Genomic DNA, 13961 nt, shown 5'->3' on the forward strand with positions numbered 1-13961 from the left:
TATGCCATCAGTTGTTTTTATGGGGACGCCCCAATTCAGTGTACCAATTTTAAAAGGATTAGTTACTGCCGATTACGATGTATTAGCGGTAGTGACCCAACCAGACCGTCCGGTGGGACGGAAACGGGTGTTGACCGCTTCACCAGTTAAACAAGCTGCTGAAGAGTTAGCCATTCCAGTGCTCCAACCAGAAAAAATCAGTGGGAGTCCTGAAATGCAAAAAATTATTGACCTGCAGCCAGACTTTATCGTAACGGCTGCATTCGGTCAGTTCTTACCAGATGCCTTGTTAGCTGCTGCTAAAGTTGCTGCGGTCAATGTTCATGGTTCATTACTACCTAAGTACCGGGGCGGTGCGCCGGTTCAATATGCCATTATGAATGGGGACCAAGAAACTGGGATTTCAATTATGTACATGGTCAAACAAATGGATGCGGGGGATGTGATTGCCCAACGAGCCATTCCAATTCAAGCCACTGATGATACGGCATCCATGTTCGATAAGCTCAGCATCTTAGGCCGTGACATGCTATTGGATGTCTTACCAGCCCTAAGTGCGGGCACTGCTAAAGCAGTACCCCAAGATCCAGCTAAGGTCGTCTTTTCACCTACGATTAAGCGCAGTGAAGAACGATTAGACTTTAATCAACCAGCGGCGTTAGTAGATGCCAAGGTGCGGGCATTACGCCCCGACCCTAGTGCCTATACTGATTTAAATGGCAAACGGACTAAGGTATGGCAAACAACACCCTTAGATGAAACAACTACGCAGGCGCCAGGAACAGTGGTGGCCAAAACCAAAAAACAACTAACGATTGCAGCTGGCCAAGGAACCGTATTACAACTCGATGTAATTCAACCAGCCGGTAAACCAAAGCAAAAGATTAATGACTATTTAAATGGTGCTGGTCAAAATATTCAAGTTGGGGAGCAAGTAATAACCAATGACTAAAACTAATAATCCCCGCCAATTGGCGGTTGAAACCCTTACCAAAATTGAACAGGGTGCATATTCGAGCTTACAGTTAAACCAAGTAATTCAAAACAGTCAAATTGATGAACGGGACGTGAACCTATTAACGAACATTGTTTATGGGGTCTTACAACATAAACTAACGTTAACAGCCCAGATTAAGCCATTCATTAAAAATCCAAAGAAGGTCCAACCATGGGTGATCGAGCTGCTTAAAACGGCAGTTTATCAATTAGAATACTTAAATCGTATCCCCAAGCGGGCGGTATTTAATGAAACGATCAATATCGCTAAGCATCTGGGACACGATGGGATTCGTAAAATGGTCACTGGAATCCTCCATCAAATGGACCGTAGTGGACTGATGAATCCGGCGCATATCAAAGATCCATTAGAACGCTTAGTAATGGAATACAGTGTTCCTAAGTGGATTATTGAACAGCTAATCGAGCAAGTGGGCATTGATAAGACCACGACGATTTTAGCCTCGCTCAACCAACCGGCTAAGCAATCGGTCCGGATCAACACGGCTTTGATCGATCGGGATACATTGATCGATCAACTCACTGCCGAAGGGTATCAGGTTGAACCAAGCCCATTAGCGGCAGATGGGTTGATTCTAACTGGACGGTCCGCCAACGCAGCTAAGGAATTTAAAACTGGTGAATTAACGATTCAAGATGAAAGTGCGATGTTACCGGTAGAAACGATGCCGATCAAACCCGATCAATTGATTTTAGATGCCTGTTCAGCCCCGGGTGGTAAAACGACGCAGATTGCCGAACAATTATCGTTGCAACACTCTGGTCAAGTCGTGGCGCTAGATTTACATGAAAGCCGGTTAAAACAAGTGGTTAAAAATGCGAAACGGATGCATTTAAATGATTATATTACCACTAAGGCTTTGGACGCCCGTAAGTTAGACCAAGTTTATGCTGATGAGACCTTCAATCAAATTTTAGTGGATGCGCCATGTTCTGGGTTAGGCTTGATGCGTCGTAAACCAGAAATTAGATATGAAAAAACGAGCCAAGATATTGAACAATTAGCTACGATTCAATTGGCCATCTTAAATGCAATTGCGCCTAAATTAAAAGTAGGTGGGCAATTAACCTACAGTACTTGTACCATCATTGATCAAGAGAATCATGATGTATTAGTGGCATTTTTAGCCCAACATCCTGAGTTTAAGCTAGTGCCGATCAAATTAGCCCACGTTAGTAGTGCCAGTGGGGAATTACGCATCTATCCAGATGATTTCGATTCAGATGGCTTTTTTGTGGCGAACTTAGTTAAAACGGAGGCTAGCGCTTCATGAAATTAAACGTTGCATATGAAAGTTCAATTGGTAGGGTCAGACAAAAAAATGAGGACAACGCCGCTTATTTTTACGATGACCAAGATCATCTCTTGGCAATCGTTGCCGATGGGATTGGTGGCAATCGCGCTGGTGAAGTGGCATCCAAAATGGCTGTCGATGGAATTGGAAAGCATTTTAAGACCCAATCCGTGACGCCAGGGAATGTGACCCAATGGTTCACAGAACAAATCAATCAGCAAAATCAAGAAATTTTAGGGATCTCTAAGCAACATCAGCAACTAAAAGGGATGGGCACAACCTTTGTGGGGGTCATTTTATTTGATCATCAGTTTATGGTCTGCAATATTGGCGATAGTCGCGGTTATTTATACCGCGATCATCGTTTACAACAATTGACCATTGATCATTCATACGTCAATGAACTCTTACGGGCTGGTAAAATTTCTAAGGAAGAACTGGCCACATCACCATACAAGCACGTAATTGTGCGGAGCCTAGGCATTTCTGAACAGGCCGAACCATCGATTGATCAAGGCTCCATTCATCTGCATGATCAATTTTTATTGTGTAGTGATGGGCTAACTGATCTAGTATCCGACTCCATTATTAAATTAATTTTGGAATCAAGTCGCACCGTGCATGAAAAGTGTCAAAAGCTAGTTGAACTTGCGAACCAAAATGGGGGCACGGACAACATTACCGTGTTGATTTCAGAAGTCGCTGCTGACCAAGGAGTTGATAATAATGATTAAGGGACATTTATTAAATGATCGTTATCAAGTTATTGACCAAATTGGCCAGGGTGGGATGTCTGATGTTTATTTAGCTAAGGACTTGAAACAACACCGGTTAGTTGCAATCAAGATCTTAAGAATTGATTTTCGGGACAATCCCCATACCCAAGCTCAGTTCAAACGTGAAACCCATGCGATTAGTCAATTAGATAGTCCAAACATTGTGGATGTATATGGGTTCAACGATGATGATGGTTTGCAGTACTCGGTGATGGAATACGTCAAGGGAAGTAATTTAAAGGATTACATTAAAACGCACCCCCAGATTCCAATTCCACTAGTGATCAAAATCATGAATCAAATTTTGAACGCCGTTGCAATGGCGCACCAAAATAATATCGTGCACCGGGATTTAAAGCCGGAAAACGTTTTAATCGATAGTGATGGTAACGTTAAAATTACTGATTTTGGAATTGCTATTTTTTCATCTGAAAAGACATTGACCCAAACGAATTCAATTGTGGGTTCGATTCACTACCTATCCCCCGAACAAGTGCGAGGTGAAATTGCGACGAAGCAATCGGATATTTATTCACTAGGGATTATCATGTATGAGTTGTTGACGAGTCATGTGCCATTCGATGGTGATAATCCAGTCTCAATTGCCTTAAAGCATTCTAAGGAACCATTGCCATCGATTCATAAGCAAAATCATGCCGTTCCAATGGCCCTTGAAAATGTGGTCCTAAAAGCCACCGCGAAAAATCCAAGTCAACGATATGATTCAATTCAAGCAATGCAAGCTGATCTAAATGCGGCGTTGCATAAAAAACATGTGAAAAGATTCGTACCAGATAATGCCATTCACGTTGATGATGAGACTAAGGTCATGGACTTGAATCAAATGAAGCAATATGCGCATGCTGATGATCAAGTGACGGTTAACCCCAAGCCGAAAAGGACCGGCCAAATCTTTTGGTACACCTGGGGAGCAGTCGTAGCCATCGTCTTAGTATCATTTGGATTATTAATTCATTTTTGTTTTGTCCAGGTCCCGACCTTGAGTGGCCTTAGTAAAACGCAGGCCATTCATAGGCTAAAAGAAGCTGGCTTGCATGTAGATCGAATTCAATATCGTTATGACGACAACGTGGCGATTAACCAGGCTTTTAACACGAATCCGGGTCCTAATAGTTGGGTGTTGCGCAATAAAGCGGTGACCTTAGTGCTAAGTAATGGAGTCAGTAAGGTCAATTTAAATAACTATATTGGCCAAGACTATCAACAAAGTGCAAAGGAACTATCTGATCAAGGATTTACCGTTGAAAAGACTTATACGAGTTCTGATACCTTTAGTAGTGGTAAGATTTTGAAACAAAACTTTACGCCGGGGGATTCATTTAGTCCGCGTAATAAGGTCATTAAGTTCGTAGTGTCAGATGGGATTCGTGAATTTACATTAAAGAAGTTGGTGGGGATGACCAAGGACGAAGCAGCTAGTTATGTTGAAATGATGGGCTTGAATCCTACATTTGATTATCAATATAATGATGAGTATCCAGCAGGCAGCGTCTTTAATCAAAATCCGGATTCTGGTTTGACGGTCTATAACGGCGATAACGTGATTATCTCGATTTCAAAGGGACCGAAAACTAATAATAAGAGTAGTAATACTCAACACACGTTGAACGTTAATGTGAACTTACCGTATGTTGATAACGAAAACAAATCAAACCAAATTGAAATTTATGTTAAGGATGAGAACAATAATATTAACCATATATACCGGAGTATTACGATTTACCAAGATACCAAATTTATTATTCCGTTTAAGTTGAATGGTAAACAACCGGGTGAATATCGGATTGTCCGGGATGGCAAGACGATTAGTGATGTTAAAAATATTAATTAGTGCTGATTTAAACGCATAAAGTTAGTATAATAAAAACCAAAAGGGGTGTTGAATTGGCTACAGGAAGAATTTATCAATCGCTTAGCGGGTTCTTTGATGTGCATGCGGACGGCAAGACATATCGGACGCGGGCCCGTGGTAATTTTAGAAAGCATGGCATTAAGCCGATCGTAGGTGATATGGTAACATTTGAAAATGACTATATCTTAGACGTATTAAAGCGTAAGAACGCATTGGTACGGCCACCATTGGCAAACATTGACCAAGCAGTGGTCGTAACGGCCGCAACGGAGGCTGAATTTAGTATTAATCTATTGGATCGACAATTAGTTGGACTAGGGATCAATAACATTAAAGCCATCATTTACTTTACAAAAACAGATTTATTGTCACCGGACCGGTTGCAGTTCATTCAGCAATTGGCGGCTGATTATCAACAAATTGGTTATAATGTGATCTGTCCAACCGGGGATGATAATCAAGCGGCCATCGATCAATTAAAGGCCACGTTTAAAGACGCTGTGACCGTGTTTATGGGTCAAACGGGGGCTGGGAAGTCCACGCTGTTGAACCACATTTTGCCATCCTTGCACTTAGCGACCGGTGAAATTTCACAGGCGTTGAACCGGGGCCGGCATACCACTAGAACGGTGACGTTGATTCCATTAGCCGGGGGGTTAGTTGCGGATACCCCTGGTTTTTCATCCTATGATACATTTGACATTGATTACCGGACGGTGAAAAATTACTTTCCTGAGTTTGTTAGCCACGCCAATGAATGTAAGTTCAGAGAGTGTTTACATGTGAACGAACCTGGTTGTAAAATTAAAGCAATGGTATCTGACGGTGAAATTTTAAATAGTCGGTACGATGATTACCTACAATTATTTAATATGATCAAGAATCGGAAACCAGTTTATAATAAAAAGAAATGAGGAAGTTAAAATGATTAAAGTAGCACCATCAATTTTAAGTGCAGATTATGTAAACTTACAACGCGATATTGAAAAGGTAGAACAAGGCGGTGCCGAATACCTCCACATTGATATTATGGATGGGATGTTCGTTCCAGCTATTTCATATGGTCCAAACTGGGTAAAGGCAATTCGCCCAATTTCAAACTTGATTTTAGACGTGCATATGATGGTTGAAAACCCAGAACGTTACATCGATACCTTTGCCGAAGCTGGTGCCGATTTAATCGGGGTCCACGTTGAAGCTACCCCTCATATTCACCGGGCACTTCAAATGATCAAAAATCATGGTGTAAAGGCTGAAGTAGTTATTAACCCTGGAACACCAGTAGATGCCATTAAACCCGTCTTATACATGGTTGACCAAGTATTAGTAATGACGGTCAACCCTGGATTTGGTGGTCAAAAGTTCATTCCAGAAACAGTTAAGAAGATCCAAGAATTAAACGCTATCAAAAAGGCTGAAGGCTATGACTTTGATATTGAAATTGATGGTGGAGTCAACGACCAAACCGTTAAGGGAGCTTATGAAGCCGGTGCTACAGTAGCCGTAGCTGGTTCATATGTCTTTGGTGCTGATGATCCAGCAAGTCGAATCCATGCAATTAAGGATGCGACTAAGTAATGACTAATCATCTAAATTTATTGGTCGGCGGACCAGTTGAAAATTGGCCGGATGCGTTACAAAAGCATCAAATTAAGGGTGATTGGATCGGCGTGGACCGGGGAAATTTACGATTGATTAAGCTAGGCATTGATCCTAAGTATGCGGTGGGCGATTTTGATTCGTTAGCCCCAGATGAATTGGCATTGGTCGAACAACACGTGCAACATATTCATCATTCACGGGCTGAAAAGGATGATACTGATACTCAGCTGGGCTTAAAGGCAGCTATCGAGTTATTTCATGCTGATTCAGTTGATATTTATGGAGCCACTGGCGGTCGCATTGACCACTTTTTGGCTAACTTTTTGATGGTATTAGAATTACGGTTTCGGATGTATGCACCTAAGATTAGGTTGATTGATAAGCAAAACACAATTACCTATTATTTACCAGGTGAACACGTCATTACTAAGGAACCAGATAAAAAGTATTTAGCATTCGTGCCATTGACGCCGATGACATTAACGCTTCCGGATGAAAAATATCGCTTAGATCGATTTCCCATTCAACATCCCGTTTCGTTGTCCAGCAATGAGTTTATTGGTAACAAAGGGCATTTTGAATTTGACCAGGGTGTAATGGCCGTGATTCAAAGTAGTGATAAATAATTAAAAAAACCAGCTCGATTTAATTGAGCTGGTTTTTTAGTGGCTACAAAAAACTAGGCTGCTATCTTCAAAATGAATTGAAAATAACAGCCTAGCAAAATAGTCTAAGTACTTAGAATTTTTATTTAAATCATGTTATTAAACACGAGTAACCTTACCTGATTTTAAGGTACGGGCACTAACCCAAACTTTTTTAGGTTTGCCATCAACTAAAATCCGAACCTTTTGCAAATTTGGCTTCCAGCTACGACGTGAAGAATTTAAAGCGTGAGAACGCTTGTTACCGAAGTGGGTTCTCTTACCACTGAAAAAGTCTTTAGCCATGATAATGCCTCCTTACATTTATTTTATTCTTTGTTTTTAATACACTACAATAATTTAGCATATAAATGGCCACATTGCAATAGTTTTCTTTCAAGTATATTTACTTGACAGCATATTTACTTAAAATTAGGCCGGCCTCTTTGGATTTTTACATTCTTGTGTTAATATTATTACTGATTATGTGTATTTCGAATCTTTTAAGGAGGCTATTACTTTGGCCGTTAAAATTAAGACAAAATATGGAATTGTAGATATTAGCAATGATGTGATTTCATCAGTAGTTGGGAGTGCCACCACTGATAACTATGGAGTCGTTGGAATGGCTAGTAAAAAGCAACTCCGTGATAACGTGAACAGTATCCTAGGAAAAGACAATTACTCCAAGGGAGTTGTGGTTAAACAGGAAAATAATGGAATTTCAGTGGAAGTAAACATTATTGTTAGCTACGGGACTAAGATATCAGAAGTATGTAGAAACGTTCAATCAAAGGTTAAATATAATTTAGAGACAATGCTTGGCATTACTGCCAATGCCGTTAATGTTGTAGTCCAAGGGGTTCAAGTTTTAAATGACTAGCATTTAGCTTGTCGCTTACTTAGGAGGATATCAATTGACAGTTACAGAAATTGACAGTAATCAATTTAGAAAGATGGTTAAAGCGGCTTCGATGTCGCTTAATAACAATGCAGATTTTATTAATTCTTTAAATGTGTTTCCCGTGCCAGATGGTGATACCGGAACGAATATGAACCTATCACTTGCCAGTGGCCAAAAATACGTTGCTAATACGGATAGTAAGTCAGTTGGTGACTTAGCTGCTGCCTTAGCAAAGGGATTATTGATGGGCGCCCGGGGAAATTCTGGGGTGATTTTGTCCCAAATTTTCCGTGGCTTTTCTAAATCGGTTGAAAATAAGAAAACATTAGCTGCTAGTGACATCAATGATGCGCTAGTGGAGGCAACTAAAACGGCTTATAGTTCGGTCATGAAGCCAACGGAAGGGACCATTCTGACCGTTATTCATGGTGCCGCTGAACGTAGTCGCGAAATTTATGAAACAACTGATGACGTAGCAGCATTGATGGATGAAGTAAGTAATGCTGCTGATAATGCATTAGCTAAAACAACTGAATTACTTCCCGTCTTAAAACAAGTGGGGGTAGTGGACTCTGGTGGTCAAGGGCTAGCATTCGTTCTCCGGGCATTTGCCGATTCACTTAATGGACGTGAAATTTCAACGGAAAGCAATGAACCAGATAATGAAGAAATGAACGAAATGATTGATGCTCAACACCATCAAAGTGTCCAAGGACAAATTGACCCCGCTGACATTAAATACGGGTACTGTACCCAAATTATGGTCCGCATCGGTAAGGGCAAAGAAGTGGATCGCAAGTTCGAGTACCAACCATTCTATGATTACTTAGCTCAATTAGGTGATTCATTGTTGGTCGTCAACGATGAAGAAATTGTTAAAGTCCATGTTCACACTGAACACCCCGGTAAAGTACTAGCGTGGGGTCAACAATTCGGTGATTTAGCAAACGTAAAGGTCGATAACATGCGCTTGCAACAAGAAGATATCATGGAAGCTGATCAACCACATCCTAATCATGACCAACCCAAGGCAATCCAACGCCCAAATGATACGGCAGTAATCGCAGTCGCTAGTGGTAGTGGAATTGCGAAGTTGTTTAAGAGCCTAGGGGTGACCGACATAATTAGTGGTGGTCAAACCATGAACCCAAGTACTCAAGACATTGTGGATGCAATCAATCAATCCGGGGCTAAGCGGGCCATTATTTTACCTAATAATGGTAATATTTTCTTAGCTGCCGAACAAGCTGCAAAGGTAGTCGATATCCCAGTTGTAATTGTCCATAGTAAGACCGTACCGCAAGGGATGACGGCTATGTTAGAATACGATCCGAATGCTAAGCTAGCTGATTTACAATCCGCAATGGATGAAAGTGTCAGCTATGTGCAAACTGGTGAAGTGACCCAAGCGGTTCGTGATACAGAGTTAGATAATGTACACATTAAAAAAGATCAGTATATGGGCATTGTGGATGGTAAAATTTCCGTCACTAGCTCAAATATGATCGACGCAGCCACTCAAATGGTGAAAACCATGTTAGATGAAGACAGTGAAGCGGTAACCATCTTATACGGTGATGGGGCGGATGAACGCGAAGCCCAACGCCTTAAGGACAATATCATTAAGATGGATGATGATTTAGAAATTGAAATTCATGCTGGTGGCCAACCAGTTTATCCCTTCTTAGTGTCTGTTGAATAGTTTGAATTAATCGGATTAAATTCCGATTTTTTTGTTCGGAGGGATTTTAAATGACAGGATTGAACGAATCAATTGCCACGATGAGTGGAATTGGGCCTAAGAAGCAAGCGGTCTTAAATGGCCTAGGCATTAAGACGATTGCTGATTTATTAAATTACTTTCCATTTCGGTATAATGATTTTAACGTTCAGTCATTAGCCGATTTACCTGATCAATCCCAAATTACTCTGAAGGGCCGGGTATTAGACGCCCCTAGCGTGTTTCGATATGGTTATAAAAGATCACGGCTCGCATTTAAATTATTAGTGGGTCAAGCAGCGGTACAAGTTAATTTCTTCAATCAGCCCTGGTTAAAAAAACAAATTGAAGTCAATCAAGAACTAGTGGTGTTTGGCCGCTTTGACCGTAATCAATTAGCGTTGGCTGGCATGAAGATCTTAACCAATCATAATAATGAAATGGAACCCATTTATTCGGTCAATAAGCAGATTCGCCAAACAACGTTGCAAAAGATGATTCAACAAGCCTACGTTGATTATCATGATCAAATTGAAGAAATCTTGCCACAATCGTTACGAACTAAGTACAAGTTAGAATCCCACCAACAAGTCGTTCATGATATGCACTTTCCTAAGACATTACGGGATGCCCAATTAGCACGGCGCACGGCAAAGTTTGAAGAATTTTTTATTTTTCAAATGCGAATGCAATTAGTTAAACGGCGGCACCAAAAATTCGAAGGGGTGCCGATTGAATATGATCAACGGGCATTGCAACGCTTCATTGATCACCTACCGTTTAAACTAACGTCAGCGCAAAGTCGGGTGTTGAATGAAATCTTGCATAATTTGGCCATGCCCGTTCAGATGAACCGTTTGTTACAAGGAGATGTTGGTAGTGGTAAAACGGTCGTTGCGGCTGCAGTAATTTATGCGGTCGTTTCAGCTGGCTATCAAGCGACACTGATGGTTCCCACTGAAATTTTAGCTGAACAACATGCCAATAACTTGGTGAAGTTGTTTGATGGGTTGAATATTTCCATTGCCCTATTGACTGGGGATACCAAACCAGCCGCCCGCCGGGAATTATTACCCCGCATTAAAGATGGGAGCGTTGATTTAATCATTGGGACCCATGCGTTAATTCAACCCGAGGTGAAGTACCATAACTTAGGGCTAGCGGTTATTGATGAGCAGCATCGATTTGGAGTCAATCAGCGGGCCGCGTTGCGTAAAAAGGGTGACGCCGTCAATATTTTAGCAATGACAGCGACCCCAATTCCCAGAACCCTACAAATCACGGCCTTTGGTGAAATGGACGTTTCAATTATCGATCAAGTTCCGGTGGGACGAAAACCGGTTCTGACTGCCTGGCTCAATGAAAAGCAGTTATTGGATTCGAAACCCTTTTTCTTATCTCATTTACTTAATAAAGAGCAAATGTACGTAGTGGCTCCTTTAATTGAAGAGTCTGATAAGTCCGATATGGTCAGTGTCCAATCACTGTTTGAAACGATCAAGAATACTTTTCCGGGGTTTGAGGTTGGGGTTTTAAATGGTAAAATGAAAGACGCAGAAAAAAATGCGGTCATGGATGCATTTAAAGACCAATCAATTCAGATATTAATTTCCACGACGGTCATTGAAGTCGGTGTGGATGTTTCGAACGCTTCGTTGATGGTAATCTATGATGCTGATCACTTTGGATTAGCCCAATTACACCAACTTCGGGGACGTGTTGGACGGGGGACGCGTCAGTCGTATTGTATTTTGGTGGCGAATCCAAAGACTGAAGATGGGGCTAAACGAATGCAGATCATGGTCGATAGTAATAACGGGTTCGAGATTGCCCAGCGAGATTTAGAGCTCCGGGGACCTGGGGACATGATTGGCCGTCAGCAATCGGGGGTGCCGCAATTTAAAATTGGGGACCCGGTAGCAGATGTCAAAATGTTGACCTATGCTCAACTGGAGGCTCAAAAAATAGTTAGTGATCCTGATTGGGAAACCCAAACTGATAATTTAGCACTAGTGAAATACTTAAACGATGATAAGTTAAATCAATCGTTAGATTAGGGAGAGATAAATATGATGAAAGTAGCAGTTGATGCAATGGGTGGCGACTATGCGCCGACCGAAATTGTTAAAGGGGTCGAAATGGCACGGGACCTTTATCCAGATATGGAATTTGAATTATTTGGACCTAAGGATCAAGTGGAACCATTAATTGCTAGTAATGAACGAATTAATTTAATCCATACCGATGAAGTGATTGAAATGGGTGAAGAACCAGTTAAGGCGGTTAAAAGTAAAAAGAACTCCAGTATGGTCAAAGCTGCTGAAGCGGTTAAGGCTGGTCAAGCCGATGCCTTTTTATCTGGTGGTAATACGGGTGCCTTACTTACGGCCGGATTATTTATTGTAGGTCGAATCAAGGGGATCGAACGCCCTGCATTAACGACAACACTACCAATGGTGGAAGGCCCAAATAGTAAGTTCGTTATGTTAGATGTGGGTGCTAATGCTGATTCTAGAGCATTTCATCTGTACCAATATGCCTTTATGGGCACTTATTATGCCGAAGCCGTATTAAAGATCAAGAATCCCCGCGTCGGGTTATTAAATAACGGGACCGAAGCAGATAAGGGTGACAAACTCCATAAGGCAGTTCATGATCTATTAGCAGCTAATAAAGATTTGAACTTTATTGGCAACGTTGAATCACGGGAACTACTTAACGGAGCGGCCGATGTCGTGGTTACCGATGGGTTTACCGGAAATGCGGCCCTTAAGAGTACTGAAGGAACTGCTTTGACAATGCTAAATTTAATTAAAAGTAGTATAATGAATGGTAGTTTAAAGGATAAGTTAGGTGCTTATCTATTAAAAGATACCTTCAAGTCCATCAATACCAAGTTAGATTACTCTAAGTACGGTGGAGCAGTATTAATTGGGGTGAAGGCGCCGGTAGTTAAAATGCATGGTAGTAGTAAGGCGGATACCGTTCGTAACACCATCGGTCAAATTCATACCATGTTGCAATCAAACACGGTCGGCCAAATCGTTGATTATTTTAGTGCTCATTCTGATGACATGAAGGCAATCAAGCAAGAAGCGAAAAATAATTAAATTGGTGGGAATATAATGACAAGAGAAGAAGTATATAATAAAGTAGCCGATATGATTTCTGATCAATTTGAAATTGATCGTAGTAAAATCTCCGGAAGCTTAAACTTCCAACAAGATCTAGATGCAGATTCAATTGATTTTGTTGAATTCGTGCTTAATTTAGAAAGTGAATTTGATGCAAGTATTGCTGACGAAGACGCTGAAAAGTTGAACACAGTTGATGAAGCGGTAGACTATATCGTTAGTCATTCTAATAACTAAAAATAAATTAAAGAAGCGATTACATTGTGTAATCGCTTTTTGTTGAATAATTAGGAGCGTGAAATAATGGACGCAGCATTTGATCAAGAATTAGCGCAAAACTATGGGATTAAATTTCATGATGAATCACTATTGGATGAAGCATTTACCCAGGCTTCATACGTTAATGAACATCCAGGGATGCATTTAAAGTTTTATGAACGAATTGAGTTCCTTGGGGATGCCGTTTATGAATTAGTCGTATCTGAATATATTTTTAAACGGTATCCCGAATTACCTCAAGGTCAGTTAACTAGATTAAGAGCAGCCATGGTCAATGAACAAAGCTTTAGCAGTTTTGCTCGTGAATGCCATTTTGATAAATATATTCGATTAGGCCATGGTGAAGAAAAGGCGAATGCGCGCAATCGCGATTCACTACTATGTGATATTTTTGAATCGTTTATTGGTGCAGTCTATTTAGACCAAGGGATTCAACCAGTGATTCGGTTCTGTAAAAAGGTGATTTTTCCTAAATTAGATGAAGGCTGGTTCGATGAATTCTTTGATCACAAAACAGAATTACAAGAAAAGGCGCAAGTTAATGGTCCAGTGGATATTGAATATCATTTATTAGATGAAAACGGCCCTGAAAATCGCCGCCGCTTTAAAATCTCTGTGACCATTGATGGAAAGGAATATGGGGTCGGCACCGGCCACTCCAAGAAAAATGCCGAACAAGGGGCTGCTAAACAGGCCTTACAACATTTTAAGTAGAAC

14 protein-coding genes are annotated in these 13961 nt (G+C 41.0%); 13 read left to right on the forward strand and 1 reads right to left on the reverse strand.

All coding sequences use genetic code 11. The annotated features are described in order from the left end of the window. The first annotated feature begins 1 nt into the window (after window position 1). The 7 genes from fmt to R4146_RS05335 are packed head-to-tail and all read left to right on the forward strand — an operon-like array spanning window position 2 to window position 7189. Window positions 2–952, forward strand: coding sequence for a methionyl-tRNA formyltransferase (gene fmt, locus R4146_RS05305; protein ID WP_339960383.1), 951 nt, complete (start codon window positions 2–4; stop codon window positions 950–952). Continuing rightward, on the forward strand, window positions 945–2291 hold the full coding sequence (gene rsmB, locus R4146_RS05310; protein ID WP_339960384.1) for a 16S rRNA (cytosine(967)-C(5))-methyltransferase RsmB: 1347 nt from the start codon (window positions 945–947) through the stop codon (window positions 2289–2291). Before fmt ends, rsmB begins: the two co-directional genes overlap by 8 nt. Then, complete coding sequence (locus R4146_RS05315) at window positions 2288–3046, forward strand: Stp1/IreP family PP2C-type Ser/Thr phosphatase (RefSeq protein ID WP_339960385.1); 759 nt, start codon at window positions 2288–2290, stop codon at window positions 3044–3046. Before rsmB ends, R4146_RS05315 begins: the two co-directional genes overlap by 4 nt. Then, window positions 3039–4940 (forward strand): Stk1 family PASTA domain-containing Ser/Thr kinase, encoded by a 1902-nt coding sequence (pknB, locus tag R4146_RS05320; protein ID WP_339960386.1) that lies wholly within the window; start codon window positions 3039–3041, stop codon window positions 4938–4940. The genes R4146_RS05315 and pknB overlap by 8 nt, the downstream gene beginning before the upstream one ends. A 53-nt stretch (window positions 4941–4993) precedes the next feature. After that, on the forward strand, window positions 4994–5875 hold the full coding sequence (gene rsgA / locus R4146_RS05325) for a ribosome small subunit-dependent GTPase A (protein ID WP_339960387.1): 882 nt from the start codon (window positions 4994–4996) through the stop codon (window positions 5873–5875). Between the two features lie 10 nt (window positions 5876–5885). Next, the gene (gene rpe / locus R4146_RS05330) at window positions 5886–6539 is read left to right on the forward strand and encodes a ribulose-phosphate 3-epimerase (RefSeq protein WP_339960388.1); all 654 of its coding nucleotides are present in this window, start codon (window positions 5886–5888) and stop codon (window positions 6537–6539) included. Next, complete coding sequence (locus R4146_RS05335) at window positions 6539–7189, forward strand: thiamine diphosphokinase (RefSeq protein ID WP_339960389.1); 651 nt, start codon at window positions 6539–6541, stop codon at window positions 7187–7189. Before rpe ends, R4146_RS05335 begins: the two co-directional genes overlap by 1 nt. 138 nt (window positions 7190–7327) lie before the next feature. Here R4146_RS05335 and rpmB read toward each other — a convergent pair whose 3' ends face one another. After that, the gene (rpmB, locus tag R4146_RS05340) at window positions 7328–7513 is read right to left on the reverse strand and encodes a 50S ribosomal protein L28 (protein ID WP_035167220.1); all 186 of its coding nucleotides are present in this window, start codon (window positions 7511–7513) and stop codon (window positions 7328–7330) included. A 214-nt stretch (window positions 7514–7727) separates the two neighbouring features. Here rpmB and R4146_RS05345 point away from each other — a divergent pair, with 214 nt between their 5' ends. The 6 genes from R4146_RS05345 (at window position 7728) to rnc (ending at window position 13958) form a co-directional block, all read left to right on the forward strand. Then, window positions 7728–8090 (forward strand): Asp23/Gls24 family envelope stress response protein, encoded by a 363-nt coding sequence (locus R4146_RS05345; protein ID WP_339960390.1) that lies wholly within the window; start codon window positions 7728–7730, stop codon window positions 8088–8090. A 34-nt stretch (window positions 8091–8124) separates the two neighbouring features. Further along, window positions 8125–9813, forward strand: coding sequence for a DAK2 domain-containing protein (fakA, locus tag R4146_RS05350; protein ID WP_339960391.1), 1689 nt, complete (start codon window positions 8125–8127; stop codon window positions 9811–9813). Window positions 9814–9863: 50 nt separating this feature from the next. Continuing rightward, entirely contained in the window at window positions 9864–11888 is a 2025-nt protein-coding gene (gene recG / locus R4146_RS05355) for an ATP-dependent DNA helicase RecG (protein WP_339960392.1), read from the forward strand. A 15-nt stretch (window positions 11889–11903) separates the two neighbouring features. Further along, window positions 11904–12941, forward strand: a complete 1038-nt coding sequence (gene plsX / locus R4146_RS05360; protein WP_339960662.1) for a phosphate acyltransferase PlsX — start codon at window positions 11904–11906, stop codon at window positions 12939–12941. Window positions 12942–12956: 15 nt separating this feature from the next. Beyond that, window positions 12957–13202: an acyl carrier protein gene (gene acpP, locus R4146_RS05365; RefSeq protein WP_339960393.1), complete on the forward strand. Its 246-nt coding sequence runs from the start codon at window positions 12957–12959 to the stop codon at window positions 13200–13202. A gap of 66 nt (window positions 13203–13268) precedes the next feature. Further along, a complete protein-coding gene (gene rnc / locus R4146_RS05370) occupies window positions 13269–13958 on the forward strand; it encodes a ribonuclease III (RefSeq protein WP_339960394.1) in 690 nt (229 codons plus the stop codon). Window positions 13959–13961 lie beyond the last annotated feature (3 nt).

The sequence above is a fragment of the Nicoliella lavandulae genome (assembly GCF_037546185.1).
Taxonomy (GTDB): domain Bacteria; phylum Bacillota; class Bacilli; order Lactobacillales; family Lactobacillaceae; genus Nicoliella; species Nicoliella lavandulae.